The sequence below is a fragment of the Mechercharimyces sp. CAU 1602 genome (assembly GCF_024753565.1).
In the GTDB taxonomy this organism is placed as follows: Bacteria; Bacillota; Bacilli; order Thermoactinomycetales; family JANTPT01; genus Mechercharimyces.
This window is the reverse complement of the sequence record NZ_JANTPT010000001.1, coordinates 1,826,873-1,844,339: the sequence shown is the minus strand read 5'-3', so window position 1 is coordinate 1,844,339 and position 17,467 is coordinate 1,826,873. Positions and strand designations below refer to the sequence as shown.

Annotated in this window: 15 protein-coding genes; 14 read left to right on the top strand and 1 reads right to left on the bottom strand. The window is 44.2% G+C overall.

Annotated elements, in window-relative coordinates:
- Positions 1-12 precede the first annotated feature (12 nt).
- The 9 genes from NXZ84_RS09535 to NXZ84_RS09495 all read left to right on the top strand — a co-directional run bounded on the left by NXZ84_RS09535 (position 13) and on the right by NXZ84_RS09495 (position 9,848).
- Positions 13-861, top strand: a complete 849-nt coding sequence (locus NXZ84_RS09535; protein WP_258840019.1) for a hypothetical protein — start codon at positions 13-15, stop codon at positions 859-861.
- A gap of 154 nt (positions 862-1,015) precedes the next feature.
- A complete protein-coding gene (locus NXZ84_RS09530) occupies positions 1,016-1,579 on the top strand; it encodes a GNAT family N-acetyltransferase (RefSeq protein ID WP_258840018.1) in 564 nt (187 codons plus the stop codon).
- A gap of 117 nt (positions 1,580-1,696) precedes the next feature.
- On the top strand, positions 1,697-2,197 hold the full coding sequence (locus tag NXZ84_RS09525; RefSeq protein ID WP_258840017.1) for a GNAT family N-acetyltransferase: 501 nt from the start codon (positions 1,697-1,699) through the stop codon (positions 2,195-2,197).
- 198 nt (positions 2,198-2,395) lie between these two features.
- Complete coding sequence (locus tag NXZ84_RS09520) at positions 2,396-3,040, top strand: hypothetical protein (RefSeq protein WP_258840016.1); 645 nt, start codon at positions 2,396-2,398, stop codon at positions 3,038-3,040.
- 4 nt (positions 3,041-3,044) lie between these two features.
- Entirely contained in the window at positions 3,045-4,739 is a 1,695-nt protein-coding gene (locus tag NXZ84_RS09515; protein ID WP_258840015.1) for a GMC family oxidoreductase N-terminal domain-containing protein, read from the top strand.
- Positions 4,740-4,891: 152 nt separating this feature from the next.
- Positions 4,892-6,505 (top strand): long-chain fatty acid--CoA ligase, encoded by a 1,614-nt coding sequence (locus tag NXZ84_RS09510; RefSeq protein WP_258840014.1) that lies wholly within the window; start codon positions 4,892-4,894, stop codon positions 6,503-6,505.
- A gap of 118 nt (positions 6,506-6,623) precedes the next feature.
- A complete protein-coding gene (locus NXZ84_RS09505) occupies positions 6,624-8,027 on the top strand; it encodes a cobyrinic acid a,c-diamide synthase CobB (RefSeq protein WP_258840013.1) in 1,404 nt (467 codons plus the stop codon).
- Between the two features lie 68 nt (positions 8,028-8,095).
- A complete protein-coding gene (locus NXZ84_RS09500; protein WP_258840012.1) occupies positions 8,096-9,160 on the top strand; it encodes a type III polyketide synthase in 1,065 nt (354 codons plus the stop codon).
- A gap of 124 nt (positions 9,161-9,284) precedes the next feature.
- Positions 9,285-9,848 carry an isoprenylcysteine carboxyl methyltransferase family protein gene (locus NXZ84_RS09495; protein WP_258840011.1) on the top strand — a complete coding sequence of 188 codons (564 nt, stop codon included), beginning with the start codon at positions 9,285-9,287 and terminating at the stop codon, positions 9,846-9,848.
- A gap of 83 nt (positions 9,849-9,931) precedes the next feature.
- Here NXZ84_RS09495 and NXZ84_RS09490 read toward each other — a convergent pair whose 3' ends face one another.
- Positions 9,932-11,485, bottom strand: a complete 1,554-nt coding sequence (locus NXZ84_RS09490; protein ID WP_258840010.1) for an FAD-dependent thymidylate synthase — start codon at positions 11,483-11,485, stop codon at positions 9,932-9,934.
- Positions 11,486-11,769: 284 nt separating this feature from the next.
- Here NXZ84_RS09490 and NXZ84_RS09485 point away from each other — a divergent pair, with 284 nt between their 5' ends.
- The 5 genes from NXZ84_RS09485 to NXZ84_RS09465 all read left to right on the top strand — a co-directional run bounded on the left by NXZ84_RS09485 (position 11,770) and on the right by NXZ84_RS09465 (position 17,449).
- Positions 11,770-12,789: an ABC transporter ATP-binding protein gene (locus NXZ84_RS09485; protein ID WP_258840009.1), complete on the top strand. Its 1,020-nt coding sequence runs from the start codon at positions 11,770-11,772 to the stop codon at positions 12,787-12,789.
- Positions 12,758-13,729 carry an ABC transporter ATP-binding protein gene (locus NXZ84_RS09480; RefSeq protein WP_258840008.1) on the top strand — a complete coding sequence of 324 codons (972 nt, stop codon included), beginning with the start codon at positions 12,758-12,760 and terminating at the stop codon, positions 13,727-13,729. The genes NXZ84_RS09485 and NXZ84_RS09480 overlap by 32 nt, the downstream gene beginning before the upstream one ends.
- 104 nt (positions 13,730-13,833) lie before the next feature.
- Positions 13,834-15,447, top strand: coding sequence for an ABC transporter substrate-binding protein (locus NXZ84_RS09475; RefSeq protein WP_258840007.1), 1,614 nt, complete (start codon positions 13,834-13,836; stop codon positions 15,445-15,447).
- Positions 15,448-15,521: 74 nt separating this feature from the next.
- A complete protein-coding gene (locus tag NXZ84_RS09470) occupies positions 15,522-16,532 on the top strand; it encodes an ABC transporter permease (protein ID WP_258840006.1) in 1,011 nt (336 codons plus the stop codon).
- Positions 16,533-16,537: 5 nt separating this feature from the next.
- Positions 16,538-17,449: an ABC transporter permease gene (locus NXZ84_RS09465; protein WP_396654017.1), complete on the top strand. Its 912-nt coding sequence runs from the start codon at positions 16,538-16,540 to the stop codon at positions 17,447-17,449.
- Positions 17,450-17,467: the final 18 nt, after the last annotated feature.

Sequence of the window (17,467 nt, the reverse complement as noted above, 5' to 3'; positions counted from 1 at the left end):
GGAGCGGGAAAGTTGAAACAGACGATAGTAGTAATCTTGTTGCTTACGATAAGTTTTTTGGGATACGGCTGTGGGTCTGTTGAGAATGATACTGCAAAGGAAACGGGAAAAGAGGTAGAAGAGAGAAGAGAGGGTAATGAAGCAGGAATGGATGAGGGGGATAGTGGATTAGGAGCAGAGGTGGAAAAGGGTAGTCAGGAGGCGTTTAGCTATGACTTAAAGGAGCAGAAGTACAAACAGGGGGATATTTCGATTGTTTATCCTGAGATTATTAATCCAGCTGCGCCTCACTCCCTTTTAGAAGGAGAAGAGTTGATTGATAAATTGGATAAGGTAAACCTATTAATCAAAGATGAGGCTCTGCAGATCATCCAATTCTACTCTTATCTAGATGAAGATGTAAAGATCGATGTGAGATATCAAGCTTCTTTTGCTAGTGGTAATTCACTTAGCATTCTGTATACGGGTGTAGCCTATGTGAAAGGAGCAGCCTACCCAACTAATCTTCTATACTCGAGCAATATAGATCTAGTGGTAGATCGTAAGGTGCGCTTAGCTGACTATATTACAGTTAATGATGCGTTTATTAAAGCATTAAAAAGTGGTGCAGGGTTAAAAGGGGATCCAGCAGTTTTAGACGAGTATGATGAGGAGGAGTTGAAGAGACTTCTGCAAAGTGCTGATATGATTGAGAATGAAGAGGGTTCTGTTTATTCCTATCTGACCCAGAATAGGCTTGGGCTAAGTTTTCCCGTTAATCACGCCCGTGGAGACCATATGGAGGTAGAGGTTAATTATAGTGATATTAGGGAGTTTGTGAATAAAGAACATGGGTTTAAATATGCTATTTTAGGTTATTAGGGGGAGTGAACAGGGTTTCCTTACGCTGATCATGGATACTTCTCTATAGAATGGGCCCTGAAGAAAAAGGAAGATAGTCTATCTTCTTTTTTCTCTTTTTTGTATAATGGGAGAAATATAGAGGTTATGTGGGGTTTAAGGAGTGTGGAGTATCATGTTATTTCAATTTGATATTGGACAAAATACGTATTTGAGATTACTAGAGGCAAGGCATGCAGAAGCATTATTCCACCTGGTCGATCAAAATCGTGAGCACCTGCGCAAGTATATGCCGTGGGAGAGGACGACACTAGAAGTAAAGGATACGCGAGGCTTTATTAACTATTCATTAGCAGAGTTTGCAAGAGGGGGCTCGTTACAGCTTGGAATATGGGTAGATGGTGAAATCGCCGGTACAATTGGTATTAATAGATTTGATCATCTAGAGAATTCTGGCGAGATCGGATATTGGCTCTCCAAAGAGCATTGTGGCAGAGGGATTATCACACGTGCGGTACAAGCATTACTCGACGAGTGCTTTTATGAGCGGGGGCTTCATCGGGTAAGCATCGGTTGTGCGAAATGTAATAAACCGAGCCGAGCTGTGGCTGAGCGCTTAGGTTTCCGTTTAGAGGGGACGATTAAAGAGGGAACACCTGTGGGTGGGGAATATGAAGATAGATTAATTTTTAGAATGTTGGCGTCAGAGTGGAAGAATCGAGGTACGATTGAGGGATAGGTATTTCAGTGTTTAGATTAATTACCCAGCGCGACGAAGTCATCTCTGCGGTGGGTTGTTTGTAATCCTTCGTGAAAAATGAATGACGATGGCTGATGGGAAAGAGGTAATAAATAAATGAAAATGCGAATGCTTGTTAAGGAAGATGTTTACTCATTTTTACATTTACGTATGCAAGCACTGCGTGAGCATCCCGACGCGTTTTGTGAGGATGAAGATGATTTTGCTCGAAAGTCACGTGAGCGGTTAGAAAGGGAGATTGAATCGGACTGTCATCATTTTATCTTAGGGGCTTTTCAAGGAACAGATTTAGTGGGGATGGTTGGTTTTCAGCGTGAGGAGGGGAGAAAAATCAATCATAAAGCGGTGGTATGGGGCATGTATATCATTCCAGAACTGAGAGGGAGTAGAGTGGGGCAAGCGCTGTTAGAAGAGGTGATTGCGCGCGCACGTGCCATAGAAGGAGTGGAACAGATACAATTAGCGGTTGGAAGTTGGAATAATGGAGCAAAGAAGTTGTACGAACGTTGTGGATTCCGGTCATGGGGTGTTGAACCGGGAGCGATGAAAGTGGGTCAACGTTATATAGATGAGGAGTGGATGGTGTTATCGTTGTGACGGATGAGGGCATGTGACTGACGGTATGTGAGTTCATGCTCTTAAGCTTGCGTAATTCAAACAAAATGATGTAGTTGTAATGTAGTGAATCATGTAGGTTCAGCCAGCAGTTACGTGATTTAGATCTTACTAGGTATATCAGTGCATTTGAGCTAATACATACATATTACGATGTCATAGCTCTCGAGGAGTACATCTATGAACACGCATGTTCTCCCCTTGCTTCAACCTTATTTTTTTATGAAAGAAACGTATCAAGCTTTTGCTGAAACGGTGATCCCATATACACCGAGCAGCGAGGATCGGAAGTGGGAAGCGAGCGGGGCAGCGGCAGAACGGATTGATGAGTTTCTGATCTGGGAGATGAACCGGTTGTTTGCGATAAAGGTGTCAGAGCGAATGGTAAATGTCCCACTCGCTCTACCAACTGCTGCGATGTTAAATATGGCGGCAAAATATTATATTCAAGATAAGAACATTCAGTCAAGGGTTAACGAGAGGATAGATAGAAGGTTATTTGCAGAACTACCTCCTTTTAATCGCATGGACTGTTTTTATCAACTTATGAATGACCAATTTCCACATGTGATGTTTGCTTGGCCATTTCAACAGTATAAGGAGCTCGTCACATTGGCAAGTGAAACCTTGTTTCGACTTGTATTTATTGGATACTATTCAGAGTGGTCAGGGTATCAGACTGGAGCACATCACATGCCGCTCGAGCTAAAGCTTCATCAAATTCCTATAAGTTGGTTACAAACGGGCTATCCCGGCCCCGCTGATGGTTACCGTGATTTGCGGGGGTATTTGATTCCACCGACACGTAAAGAAGGAGATGAGTAAATAAATGGATGCGGATGTTATTGTGATTGGTGCAGGTGGGGGCGGAGCCGTTATAGCAAAGGAATTAGGGGAGCGAGGAGTTCAAGTATTGGTGTTAGAAGCAGGTCCGTGGTATGGAAATAAAAAATGGAAGCGTCCGGAAAATGAAAGGGGAGCACAATCTAGTTGGGATTACAATGATTTGGATGGCGCACTATATAAATCACAGTTAAATGCATTGGAGTATAACATGAATGACTATACGTATGGGCGTTTTCGGTGGGGGCCGGCCAATCGTCATCGAGCCCCATGGATGCGAGTAGGAAGAGAAGGGATGGGTATTTGGCAGAGTGCGGGCGTGGGAGGAACGACGCTTCATTACACTGCAAATTCCCCTCGTGCTTTTCCCTTGCGTATCGATGGTGAATGGCCGCTTTTTTACGATGATCTACTCCCTTACTATGAACGGGTGGAGGCAACCCTTCCTGTCCATTTTGCACCGACGACCTCTAAAGAAGAGGTTTTTTATTATGCGGCAAAGAAGGCAGGGTGGAACTTTACTCCTACATTAAACGTGACAGAGGCTGGATATCGTCCACAGCCGAATGCGATTCTTCCGCCTAATAAAGAGCTGATGAACCCGAAATACTCACTCTCTCAACTAGCACATATGGAAGGGTGTACACTAGCTGGACATTGTGAGAGTGGCTGTGCTGTTGGACCTTCGCTAGAAAAATCAGCGAAGCGTTCTACCAATGTAAGTTATATTCCGCTCGCTATGCGCACTGGTAATGTGGTCATTCGTCCCAACACATTTGTGACAAAGATATGGAGTGAACGTAAAGCTGATGGGAATATACATGTAACGGGTGTAACGATACGTGATACGTGGACAGGGAAGAACGAAAAACTTACTAGCATGGTGGTTGTGATGGCTGCAGGTGGAATTGAGTCACCACGATTGTGGTTAAATTCAGACTTACCATTTAATGAGTGGGTGGGTAGGGGACTCACGAGTCACTACATGAATTGGATTGTAGGTATCTTCTCAGAGCAACAATTAATCCGCTTGCTGGGAAAGCCAGAGGTGTCCCCGTTCGTCGGTCCTTCTTCAGGTGGGCGCTTAGATATTCCTGGGCTGGGATCAGTAACTGTAGCGGGTTTAGATCCAACGCTATTCTCCTCTTTTACATATGGATATGGGCGATCTGATTCTCCGTGGGTAGAGAAACCGCATCCCACAGAGGGGGTGTATCGTGGACGTATGGGTGGGGCAAAGATGAAGGAGTTGATGGCACGTTATCGACAGTCCCTCGGGATGGCAGTCATTACAGATGATGAAGTAGATCCTGCTAACCATGTTAGAATTAACTCATCTATAAGTGATGAACACGGACCGATTCCAGTCGTTCGATATGTACCGACTACAACCACTATCAGACGTCGTCAACGATTAACTAAGATAGCGATTTCTCTATTGCAACAAGCGGGGGCAGAGACGATCATTGATAGTGATTGGGGAAACTCTTTTATCCATTTGCAGTGCACGATGCGCATGGGATATGTGGTGGATTCGTATGGGGAGGCGTATCAAGTGAAGAAGTTGTATGTGGCAGATAATAGTGTTCATACAAATTCTTTGGGTGGCCCAAATCCGACATTGACGACACAAGCTCTCGCCGTGCGAACTGCTGAAAAGATGATAGAGCGATATTTTTGAAATAAGTCTTTCGTTCTTTTTCCTTCATCTTACAAATTGATTAAATCCACTACACAAATGAGGTATTTTAATATAAAATGGAAGGGAATTAAAATTCGATTAATATAGGGTTATCGTATTATTCTGTATTTAGAGCTGAGGGGGCGATGGTTATGAAAGCGACGATGATGGAGTATCCATTAACTTTGGTTCATTTGTTAGAGCGAGCAGGCGAGCAATTTGGAGCAGCGGAGATTGTAAGTCGTATGCCTGATAAATCATTACATCGGCATACGTATGGGGATTTCTATCGGAGAACACGTGCTTTGGCAGAATCACTGCAGAAAGCTGGATTGAAGCGCGGGGAGCGAGTGGGTACTCTTATGTGGAATCATTATGCTCACCTCGAAGCTTACTTTGGAATTCCAGTAGCAGGTGGCGTTTTGCATACGTTAAATATTCGTTTGCATCCAAGTGAAATCGCTTACATTATAAATCATGCAGAAGATCGCTTCTTGATCGTAGATGATATTCTTCTCCCACTTTATGAAGCGATAAAGTCGCAGGTAAAGGTGGAGCGGGTATTTGTTGTTCCTCTAACGGGCCAACCCATTCCAGAAGGATATGAAAATTACGAGAGTCTATTAGAAGAAGCGACAGGTGAGTTTACGTATCCCGAGTTGGAAGAGAATGAGCCAGCAGGAATGTGCTATACCTCTGGCACGACAGGCCAACCAAAGGGGGTTGTTTATTCTCACCGATCTACTATCTTACACTCTTTCGCATCTGCTCTTCCAGACGCATTAGGGGTGAGCCAAGCAGATACTGTTTGCGCAGTAGTACCGATGTTCCATGTTAATGCATGGGGATTACCGTTTACTTGCACCATGATAGGTGTGAAACAGGTGTTCCCAGGTCCACATCTAGATCCAGTTAGTTTGCTGGACTTGTATGAAGCAGAGAAAGTGGGGATGACAGCAGGTATACCGACGATTTGGCTGGGAATCCTTCAAGCTTTAAATAAATTTCCTGGGAAATGGAGTTTGGTGGACAATCTGCGACTCGTCGTAGGTGGCTCAGCAGCGCCTGAGTCATTGATTCGTGGATTAGACAAACATGGCTTGGAAGTGCGTCACTGCTGGGGGATGACAGAGACAAGTCCATTGGGCTCGGGAGCGATAATAAAGCCCCACCTCATAGAGAATGATGAGGATAAAATTTATCAATTACGAGCTACTCAAGGGTATTCTGTTGCATTTGTCGATACTCGTATTCGAGTAGAAGATAAAGTACAGCCTTGGGATGGTGAATCAATAGGTGAGTTGGAGGTACGTGGTCCATGGATCGCGGCAAGTTATTACAATCACCCGGGAAGCGAACATTCCTGGAGTGAAGATGGTTGGTTTAAAACGGGTGACATGGCGACGATTGATAAGGATGGATATATTAATATTGTGGATCGAACCAAGGATTTAATCAAATCGGGTGGGGAGTGGATCAGTTCTGTTGCTCTGGAGAACACCTTGATGGGTCATCCAGATATTGCCGAAGCGGCTGCCATTGGAGTTCCACATCCCAAGTGGCAGGAGCGGCCTCTGGTTGTTGCAGTTCCAGCAGAAGGGAAGAAGCCGACTGTAGAAGAATTAAATGACTACCTCAGCACGAAGTTTGAAAGTTGGATGATTCCAGATGCCTACGTATTTGTAGATGAAATCCCACGCTCTTCCGCAGGTAAATTTCTTAAGCGTGCTTTGCGGGAGCAATATAAAAATTGGAACTGGGAATAGAGTAATGTAGTCTCAGTATGTCATTCATTGAAGTTATTATGGTGGGTATTTACCGGGAGAATGGAAGGTCAAAACCTTCTACTCTCCCGGTTTGCTTTGAGAGGAGAGGGGAAATAAGATGGGTTGTTCTTATACACGTCCGCGCATTCTGATTGCAGGGACGGGAAGTGGTGTAGGGAAATCGACAGTTACTTTGGGAATAATGGCGGCTTTTCAGCGAAGAGGCCTCCGTGTACAGGGATTTAAGTGTGGTCCGGATTATTTAGATCCTACATATCAAACGGCAGTAACAAAGGTTCCTGCGCGCAATGTAGATTCGTGGATGGTAGGGAGGACGAAGGTACAATCTATTCTAATTACGGGGAGTGAAGAGGCTGACATCTCTGTTATTGAGGGAATGATGGGATTATATGATGGGGTGAATACGCTAACGGAAGAGGGAAGTACTGCTGAGATTGCACAGCTGTTGGATTCACCTGTGGTATTGATCGTTGATGTGTGGAATATGTCACGGAGTGCAGCGGCGGTAGTAATGGGTTTTCAACAGCTGAATCGGAAAGTGAAATTGGCTGGAGTGGTGTTGAATCGGGTAGGGAGTGATGGGCACTATACCGAGGTAAAAGCGGTTATTGAAAAATGTGCTCATGTGCCAGTTGTGGGATATCTTAAGTATGATACTTCGCTTGCCATCCCGGAAAGACACTTGGGCGTAGTCCCAACGATCGAACGAGGAGATTTAAACTCCTTTTTTACTCACCTGGCTGAAGTGGTCGAGCAGAGTATTGACCTGGATGTACTCCTTGATATTGCTGAAGGTGCCCCAATAATAGAGGTGAAGGAAGAAAGTTTATCGCTAGAAAAAAATAAATATCCTGAAGTGGTTATTGCAGTCGCGAAGGATGAGGCTTTTCATTTTTACTATCATGATAATTTACAACTACTAACTAGAGCAGGGGCAACGATTACTTACTTCAGTCCAGTTGCAGGAGAAGAAATACCAATAGAAGCGGATGGTTTATATATTGGTGGAGGGTTTCCTGAAGAATATGTGAGGCAACTAAGCACGGCAGAACAGACGAGGCATTCAATTAAACGCGCTTACGAGGAGGGGATGCCTATATATGCCGAGTGTGGCGGCTATATGTATTTGTCGCATTCATTGACGACGATCGCAGGAGAACGCTATCCGATGGTGGGGATTATTCCTGCACATATACAGATGGAGAAGCGATTACAAGCGCTGGGATATCGTGAGGTAATCGCAATTGGAGATCAGCTTTTACTCAAACAGGGGGAGAAAGTGAGAGGTCATGAGTTTCGCTATTCTTATATTGAAAAAGAAGCAGACTGGCAAGATGCATTTACGTTTTTTCAAGGGGAAAAAGCAGTGTGTGAGGGGTATCAAAGGGGGAACGTGTTAGGGAGTTATATCCACTTGTATTTTCCTTCCTATCCTGTGATCGCATATCGATGGTTGGAAGCGTGCACATCATATCGAAAATATAAGCAAGGTGAGGTATAGCGCTATATGGATATGATTGGTTATAAAAGGGCATGTTAAGGCTATCCATTTTTAGTGGGAGGTTTATTATGTCTCGGATTGAAGCTGTAGGAACAGCTGTCCCTCCATATCGTTTGACACAAGGGGAGGCAAAGGAATTTGCCCGAACGTTGTTTCACGAAGTATTTTCTGATGTGGATCGTTTACTGCGTGTGTTTGATCGAACACATATAGAACAACGATATATGAGTCGTCCGCGCTCGTGGTTTGAACAGGAGCGGTCGTTTTCCGAACGTAATCAAGCTTACATAGAAATAGCGTGTCAATTGGGAGAGAAGGCAATTCGTCAATGTTTAGATGAAGCGAAGATAGGTGTAAGTGAAGTGGATCATCTCGTTTTTGTTTCCACATCAGGCATCGCAACTCCAAGTATTGATGCTCATATGATAAATCAGCTTTCATTTTCCCCTCATCTCAAAAGGACCCCAATCTGGGGGTTAGGATGTGCGGGGGGCGCTGTGGGACTGGCACGCGCTTTTGATTTTGCTAAAGCGAATCCGAAAAGTAGAATTCTACTACTAGCGGTGGAATTATGTACCCTCACATTTTCAAGAAGAGACCGGTCGAAAAGCAACTTGATTGCTACATCGCTCTTTGCAGATGGAGCGGCCGCAGTGTTGATAGTAGGCGAAGAAGTTGAGAATCGTTCTTCTACACCTGTTCCTCATATTGTGGATAGTATGAGTCAGACATGGGAGGATTCTTTAGATGTGATGGGATGGGAAGTAAATGAGGATGGACTTAAAGTTGTTTTTTCACGGGATATCCCTACGATTGTGCGGAGATCCATCCCTACGGTGGTGGAGCAATTTTTAGAGCGTTCAAAGCTGACATTAAACGATATTAGCCGCTTTGTCACCCACCCTGGAGGGGCAAAGGTATTAGAAGCATATCAACAAGCGCTCGGACTGGGCGAGGGAAAGTTAGAGTCTGCACAAAAGGTACTGCGCTCTTATGGCAATATGTCTTCGGTTACTGTACTTTTTGTGCTTCAAGAGGAATGCAAGCAAGTTGCTAAGGCAGGTCAGTATGGGCTGTTATCTGCTTTAGGTCCTGGTTTTAGTGCGGAGCAAGTATTATTGCAATGGCGGTAAGAAGTGTTGTCAGTGATGAGTAAAGCCCCGTGTGTGGAGTGATCTGATCGGACTTTACATAGGAGAAAGACGGATGAGTAGTCATTGCTTCAGTATATAATCGTGGTTGCTAGGAGGGTGAGATATGAATGAGTGGTTTTATATCATCGTGGGGATAGTCGTGGTGCAGCGGCTTGTGGAGTTGTGGATATCGAAACAAAATGCAGATTGGATGAAGTCAGAAGGGGGATACGAGGTAGGAAGGCAACATTATCCTCTGATTGTGGTGCTTCATGTTTGTTTCTTTCTCAGTTTATGGATTGAAGCTGGGATGGGGAGCACCATAATCCCCTCGTGGTGGATGTTGGCGGCATCTTTGTTTGTGTTGGCGCAGGGATTACGTATATGGTGTTTACTTTCATTAGGTAAGTATTGGAATACACGTATCTGGATTGTACCTGGACACCAGCCAGTTACCAAAGGGCCTTATCAATATATGCGGCATCCAAACTATGTCATAGTGGGAATTGAAATGCTAGCGTTACCGCTCATTTTCGGTGCATATGGGACGGCTGTTACATTTTCATTGTTGCATGCAGCAGTTACGACGTTTGTTCGTGTGCCTGTGGAAGAGGAGGCTTTAATAGCTAAGACTCCTTATTTGGAAGAGATGCAAACACGTCGCCGTTTTTTGTATTGGCGGAGATAGATGAAGAAGAAGGGTAATATAGAGAGGCTTACATAAAGCGCCAGCGAAGTTAAACTTACGCTGGCGCTTTGCTGTTGATTGCGTTATAATCTCCGTTTGGCATATCGAGCCAGTATAGGATGTTGATTTGACCAGGTTGAGAGCAACTCTTCAAATACAATACGAATATCCCACTGTGCTTCAGGAGAAGTGCGGAGGTTGATCAGATGATACATTTCCCACATCGAAGCAGTCATCGTGATTTGACGGTGATGTGCATTGGTGACACAGTATGGTGCGATTAGAGGATGAGATTGTGCCAGCTGCTGCTGTATCGTAGTAGCTTGCTCGATAAAGGAAGAGTAAAGCTTTGTAAGTCCCGCTTCTTTAATATGAGGGGGAATGGTATATCCAAAGCGCGTGGTGGGTTCCCCATATGTAAAGCGGGCTCCGCGGTTGTGACGCAGTAACTGATGCCAGTTTGCTTCAGAGATTTTCATCTCCACTTGATAGTGGACATGTTGGAACAGTTCCATCGGATTATCGAAGAATTGTAAATGCTGAAGAGCATCTTGCATTCTTTCTTCCTTCTCTCCGATAGTAAGAGACTTGGAATGTGTATGTGCTTCCTCATAGGAATAGCCCAAATGAATCAAAAGTTGCTCCATCAGTTTGTTTAATGTTGTTTCATAATCGGGTAGCTCGGTAAAACGAGCACTGGGTTGGTGGGTTGTCCCACTAATCTGTTCTGTAGGAGCAGCTTCTCTTTTTGCTAGTGCTTGCCGAGAGTGATGCAGATATTGATTAGGTTTTACATGGCGCAATAATGTAGGTATCACTTGGGATATCTCTTTTTCCAATGCATGAGCTAGTCGCTGTGATTCAGGATAGGGACTGGTTAGAAGGCGTACGAGCGTATCGCGTAAAGCACGGCCATTGCCTGTCATCCCTAAGCTTGTTTGTGTGGCAAGAGTTAAGACATAACGAGCATCTTCAAAAGCAATTTTTTCTATGCGTGATTGAAATGCCCGTTCACTTTCTTTTTCTCCTTGCGACAGGGTGCTCTTAAGGTGAGGGATAAGTTGGGTCAACAGTTGTTCGTATACGGTATATGCCTCTTCGTTTAGTCGAATATACGTTTCTTTTGTTTGGGGATCGCTCTCTAGTTCCGGAGGAAGGTAATACTCTCCCCGTTTAGGACGCTGGTAGCGCTGACTGTATTCGGTGAAGCTATTAAAGGAATTGGCCAGCTCTAACTCAGCCGAGGCGAGACGACTAATCTTTTCTACGCCGATATGGGCAATTGCGTGCTCAGCTACGCTAGAGTGACCATAACCTACTACCCATTTCTCATGGAAACGAGAAGCTTTTTGTGAAACGAGCCGTGCACCGTGGGCATGGTGATCAGAGACTGCCAATTCTTCGTCGGCTAAAAGTTTGGCCAGATTGTCTCGAAAACTAGCCGAACTACGACTAACATAGGCAAATATGACTGCGATCACTTCTTCGGGCAGGTTGAAAATCGTATACACGTTTTCATCAAGATTGGACACATATTGGGACAGGTCGATTGTATTAGTTGAATTTGATGACATGAGAAAAGACGGTGTTGTGCCATTTGTAACTGTAAGATGGAACTCCCGTCTAAACACCTCCATATATAGGGATGGGCAAACAAATAACATTCAATACTATCTATTTTACCAGATTCGTAGCTCCACATGAGGATAATCTTCTACCTTGATTTTACAGGGATGTATTGCTTGTTCTAGTGTCAAGATTGTTGCATAGAGTGACTATACGAAGAAAGGAGATCGAAAAAATTATTCATCAGAGGAAGGGTTTTTATAAGTTATATCGAATAAATAATAGTTAATAGACTATTTCATATCATATTTTCTTTCAGTACTATAAGACTTTTGTTTAATTGAGGTGTATCGACATGTCTGAGCAAGCACTATTAAAAATTTCGCAGCTAGGGATCCATTTTCATACAGACAAGGGGAAAGTGAAGGCTGTCGATGGTGTGGATTTAACTGTGCAAGAGACTGAGATCGTCGGAATTGTTGGCGAATCAGGGTGTGGAAAGAGTGTTACCTCTCTTTCGATAATGGGCTTGGTACCGCAACCACCAGGTGAGATAACGGGATCGATCCGCTTTAATAATGAAGATTTAACGAGAGTTTCAGATAGAAAAATGCGCGCATTGCGCGGTAATGAGATCGCGATGATCTTTCAAGAACCAATGACTTCTCTTAACCCTGTGTTTACGATTGGTGATCAGATGATCGAAACGATTCGCATACATACACGGGTGTCTAAGCGAGAGGCGAGTGCACGTGCGCTGGAAATGTTGGATAAAGTCGGGATCACACGTAAAGGGATTTTAAAGGAGTATCCACACCAGCTCTCTGGTGGCATGAGACAACGAGTGATGATTGCGATGGCGATGGTTTTACAGCCACGATTGTTAATTGCTGATGAACCAACCACTGCACTGGATGTAACGATTCAGGCGCAAATTTTGGATTTGATGCGTGAGTTAAATCAGGAATTTAAAACCGCTATCATGCTAATTACACACGATATGGGTGTTGTGGCAGAGATGTGTGATCGCATCGTGGTGATGTATGCCGGACAGATCGTGGAAGAGGCGAAAAGTCGGCAGCTCTTTCAAAAGCCTACTCATCCATATACACAAGGGCTACTAAAATCCATTCCGAATATTAATAACAAGAAGAGCGAGCGCTTGTACTCTATCCCGGGACAAGTGCCAAGCCCTATTCAGATGCCAACGGGATGTCGTTTTGCCGACCGTTGCGAACATGTGATGAGTAAGTGCATTGAAGAAGCCCCACCACTCATTGAATCAGATACTCAACATTATAGTCGCTGTTGGTTATATGGAGCAGAGGAGGAAGCAGACAAAAATGGAATCAGCAACGCTCTTGCAAGTTCGTAATCTCAAGAAGTCCTTTCCTATTAGAGGAGGTATATGGGGGAAAAAGGTTGGAGAAGTAAAAGCAGTTGAAGATGTATCCTTTAACGTCCGCTCAGGAGAAACATTGGGTTTAGTGGGAGAGAGTGGCTGCGGAAAGTCCACCACAGGCAGGGCGTTGATGAGATTGATCGAGCCCACTAGCGGAGAGATTGAATTTGATGGCATCTCATTGATGGGATTAAATACGGAGGAGATGCGAAAGCAGAGACGAAACCTGCAGATGGTATTTCAGGACCCATTTGCTTCCCTCAATCCAAGGAAGAAGATTAAAAGCATCTTAGAAGAGCCGATGAAGGTGCATGGATTGGGGGCTAATCAGTTAGAGCGACAGGAACGCGTGCGAGAATTATTAGAAGTAGTTGGATTAAAAGGTGATTATGCTAACCGATATCCACATCAATTTAGTGGTGGTCAGCGACAGCGGGTTGGAATTGCTCGTGCGTTGAGTGTTCATCCCAAATTGATCGTAGCAGATGAACCAGTATCAGCGCTAGATGTGTCGGTACAGTCCCAAGTACTTAATCTGATGGAAGATTTGCAAGAAAAGTATGCCCTAACTTATCTTTTTATCGCCCATGATCTTAGTGTGGTACACCATATCGCAGATCGAGTTGGGGTCATGTATTTGGGGCGTTTGGTGGAGTTGGCAGACCGCGATGAGCTGTACGATCATCCCCAACATCCATATACGCAAGCATTGTTATCAGCCGTCCCGATCCCCAATCCGGAGGCTAAGTCGGAGCGAATTATTTTACAAGGGGATGTACCAAGCCCGGCTGATCCACCGAATGGGTGTGCTTTTCATCCGCGTTGCCCCCATGTGATGGAAGTTTGTCGCACCACCCGTCCAGAGTTCAAGGATCATGGCAATGGGCATTTTGCCGCGTGTCACTTGCTGTAGCCGTAAAGGAGGTGTTGGGGAAAACAAAGGATAGACCAAAGTAGGTATGATGTTAGCTGTTCTTGCAGACTGAATAATATAGAGAATTTAAGGAGGAGTATGCTATGCCGAGACGAAAGCATCTGATCATAACGCTTGCCTTATTATTTATTCTTTCCACCATCCTAGCCGCGTGCGGCTCTTCTGAACAACAAGCGGATCAAGGAAGCACTCTGGTATTTGGGCGTGGGGGAGACTCTGATTCATTGGATCCTGCTCAGGTGACAGATGGTGAATCGATTAAAGTGACACAAAATTTGTATGAGACACTGGTGAAATATAAGAAAGAAAACACGGAAGTAGAACCTGGATTGGCGACGGAATGGGAACCATCGGAAGATGGACTTACCTGGACATTTAAACTGCGTGAAGGTGTAAAATTTCACGACGGCACCGACTTTAATGCAGAAGCCGTTGTGTTCAACTTCAACCGCTGGATGGATAAGAATAACGAATATCATAAGGGCGGAGAATTCCCTTACTACGGATATATGTTTGGTGGTTATAAAGGGGATGAAGGCCACGTCATTAAAAGCGTAAAAGCGATGGATGATTATACCGTTGAATTTACATTAGAGAAGCCTCAAGGTCCGTTTTTGAATAACCTAGGAATGCCGGCTTTTGGGATCGCTTCACCCACAGCAGTAAAGAAAGATCCTGAGAAGTTTGGTGAAAATCCAGTTGGTACAGGTCCATTCGCCTTTGTAGAATGGAAGAAAGAAGATAGCATCACGTTGAAGAAAAATACGGAGTATTGGGATGAAGGAAAACCATCTCTGGATCGAGTTATCTTCCGTTCTATTCCAGATAATGCAGGGAGACTGACAGCATTAAAATCAGGGGATATTGATTTGATGGATGGATTAAATCCTGATGCAACCCAATCGATTGAAGATGATGACAAACTTAGTCTTTATACCCGTCCACCTATGAATGTTGGCTACCTTGCTTTTAACACGGAAAAGAAACCTTTTGATAATGTGAAAGTGCGCCAGGCGCTCAACCATGCGGTAAATAAAGAAGGGTTGATCAAAAGCTTCTACAATGGGTTGGCTGAACCAGCAAAAAATCCAATGCCACCTTCATTGTGGGGCTATAATGATGAGATAACTGATTACGAGTATGATCTTGACCAAGCGAAAAAATTGTTAAAAGAAGCAGGATACGAAGATGGCTTTAAAATGGAATTGTGGGCGATGCCAGTGCCACGTCCATATATGCCGGATGGTAAGAAAATTGCTGAGTATTTAAGTGCTGATTTTGAAAAGTTGGGGATTGAAGTAGAGATTATCAGCATGGAATGGCAAACATATCTTGAGAAAACCGGTAAGGGTGAACATGAGGCTGCACTCTTAGGTTGGACGGGTGATAATGGTGACCCAGACAACTTCTTGTATGTTCTGTTGGATCAAACGAATGCCAAAGGTCCTGATGCGGGGAACATCGCATTTTATAAAAGCGAAGAATTGCATAAACTTTTGTCAAAAGCGCAAGGCTTATCTGACAAAGAAGAACGTGCCAAATTGTATAAAGAAGCTCAAAAAGTGATTAAAAAAGATGCTCCTTGGGTTCCTATGGTTCATTCTACACCACCACTTGCATCCCAATCGTACGTGAAAGGGTTTATACCGCATCCGACGGGAAGTGAAAGTTTAGAAAATGTCTCGATTGAAAAGTAAGTACTAAAGGATGGGGTGGCAAGCGCCAATCGCGTGCCACCTCTTTGTGATTGAGCAAAGGAGGATTTAACCAAATGTTGAGCTACACCATCCGTAGATTATTACAACTCATCCCAGTACTGTTCGGCATATCGCTCCTTACATTCTCAATTGTACATGCCATTCCGGGTGATCCTGCTCGCGCAATTTTAGGCACGAAAGCGACAGCTGGACAAATTGCGGAAGTGCGTGAAGAGCTAGGCTTAAACGAACCATTGGTGATGCAGTATGTGGACTATGTAAAAAATTTATTTCAAGGGGACTTAGGAAAATCATACTTGACTAACCGGGATATCGGAGAGGAAATGTTCCCCTATTTGGCGGCAACGGCAGAATTGGCATTTGTTGCATTGGCATTGGCCACTTTTTTCGGAATGAACTTAGGGATCCTATCGGCATGGCGACAAAATTCATGGTTAGATTACTCTGCGATGTTGATTGCACTAATAGGTATTTCAATGCCGGTCTTTTGGCTTGGTTTATTGGAACAGTGGGTGTTTGCACAGGAATTAGGGTGGCTTCCCTCTAATGGTAGATTAGATGCCCGTACGCTGTTTGATCCGATTACGGGAATATATACGTTAGATGCGCTTCTTACGGGAAACTGGTACGTTTTTGAGGATGCTTGGAAGCACTTAGTGCTACCTGCAGTAGCATTGGCAACCATTCCAATGGCGATGATTGCGCGCATGACTCGCTCTAGCATGTTGGAAGTGATGCGATCTGATTATATACGGACGGCCCGTGCTAAAGGAGTGTCAGAATTTTGGATTGTGTATAAACATACATTGAAAAATGCATTTATTCCAGTATTGACAATTATCGGTGTACAGATGGGACTCCTTTTAGGGGGCGCTATTCTGACAGAAACGATCTTTAGTTGGCCAGGAATTGGTCGATATGTATATGAAGCGATAGGAACGAGAGATTATCAGGTGATCCAATCGGGTATCTTGGTTATCGCCACGCTATTTGTCATCATTAATTTGATCGTTGATTTACTTTACGCAACCATTGACCCACGAATCCAGTACGGAAAGGAGTAAAAATGATGTCTACACTAGAAGCACAACCTACACCTATGACCCCATCTCCTACTCCCCAACCAGACTCAGAACAGCAAAATCGCCCTTTCTTTGACTTTTGGCGTTCGTTCCGTCGGCATAAGTCTGCGATGATTGGCTTAATTCTTATAAGTGCTTTTGTGCTGTTAGCAATTTTAGCTCCTTTCCTTAGCTCATATGGATATAATGAAATCGATGCGGACATTCGCTTGCAAGCACCTTCTGCAGAGCATTGGTTTGGTACAGATGACCTTGGGAGAGATGTTTTTACTCGCATTTTATATGGCTCAAGACTTTCATTGATGGTAGGTTTCTTCGCTGTGACAGGCTCTATACTAGTGGGCTCAATCTTGGGGTTAATTGCTGGTTACTATGGTGGGGTTCGGGATACATTGATTTCGCGCATGTTTGATATGCTGTTAGCGTTTCCAAGTATTTTGCTTGCTATCGCGATTGTGACCATTTTGGGCCCTAGTTTACAAAATGCGATTATCGCAATTACAATCATTAATGTTCCGACATTTGGACGCTTATTGCGCTCGCGTGTGCTCAGTGTAAAAGAGGAAGATTTTATTTTGGCGGCAAGGTCGATCGGTATGAAAGATCGACGGATTCTCCTCCATCATATTTTGCCTAATTGCTGGACTCCTGTTATGGTACAGGGCACATTAAGTTTTGCGATTGCGGTAATTGAAGCTGCTGCCCTTGGCTTCTTGGGTCTAGGCGCTCAACCTCCTGAGCCAGAATGGGGAACAATGCTAGCGGATGCTCGTAATTTCATTCAATTAGCGCCGTGGACAATGATCTTTCCAGGATTGGCAATTATGCTCACGGTACTGGGCTTTAACTTGTTGGGGGATGGATTACGTGATATTCTTGATCCCCGCATGAAACAGTAGTTTGTGTGAAGGAAAGGG

Coding starts and splice junctions, on each gene's coding strand:
- NXZ84_RS09530 (WP_258840018.1), top strand. CDS start 1,016: ATGTTATTTCAATTTGATATTGGACAAAATACGTATTTGAGATTACTA.
- NXZ84_RS09525 (WP_258840017.1), top strand. CDS start 1,697: ATGAAAATGCGAATGCTTGTTAAGGAAGATGTTTACTCATTTTTACAT.
- NXZ84_RS09520 (WP_258840016.1), top strand. CDS start 2,396: ATGAACACGCATGTTCTCCCCTTGCTTCAACCTTATTTTTTTATGAAA.
- NXZ84_RS09515 (WP_258840015.1), top strand. CDS start 3,045: ATGGATGCGGATGTTATTGTGATTGGTGCAGGTGGGGGCGGAGCCGTT.
- NXZ84_RS09510 (WP_258840014.1), top strand. CDS start 4,892: ATGAAAGCGACGATGATGGAGTATCCATTAACTTTGGTTCATTTGTTA.
- NXZ84_RS09505 (WP_258840013.1), top strand. CDS start 6,624: ATGGGTTGTTCTTATACACGTCCGCGCATTCTGATTGCAGGGACGGGA.
- NXZ84_RS09500 (WP_258840012.1), top strand. CDS start 8,096: ATGTCTCGGATTGAAGCTGTAGGAACAGCTGTCCCTCCATATCGTTTG.
- NXZ84_RS09495 (WP_258840011.1), top strand. CDS start 9,285: ATGAATGAGTGGTTTTATATCATCGTGGGGATAGTCGTGGTGCAGCGG.
- NXZ84_RS09490 (WP_258840010.1), bottom strand. CDS start 11,485: ATGGAGGTGTTTAGACGGGAGTTCCATCTTACAGTTACAAATGGCACA.
- NXZ84_RS09485 (WP_258840009.1), top strand. CDS start 11,770: ATGTCTGAGCAAGCACTATTAAAAATTTCGCAGCTAGGGATCCATTTT.
- NXZ84_RS09480 (WP_258840008.1), top strand. CDS start 12,758: ATGGAATCAGCAACGCTCTTGCAAGTTCGTAATCTCAAGAAGTCCTTT.
- NXZ84_RS09475 (WP_258840007.1), top strand. CDS start 13,834: ATGCCGAGACGAAAGCATCTGATCATAACGCTTGCCTTATTATTTATT.
- NXZ84_RS09470 (WP_258840006.1), top strand. CDS start 15,522: ATGTTGAGCTACACCATCCGTAGATTATTACAACTCATCCCAGTACTG.
- NXZ84_RS09465 (WP_396654017.1), top strand. CDS start 16,538: ATGTCTACACTAGAAGCACAACCTACACCTATGACCCCATCTCCTACT.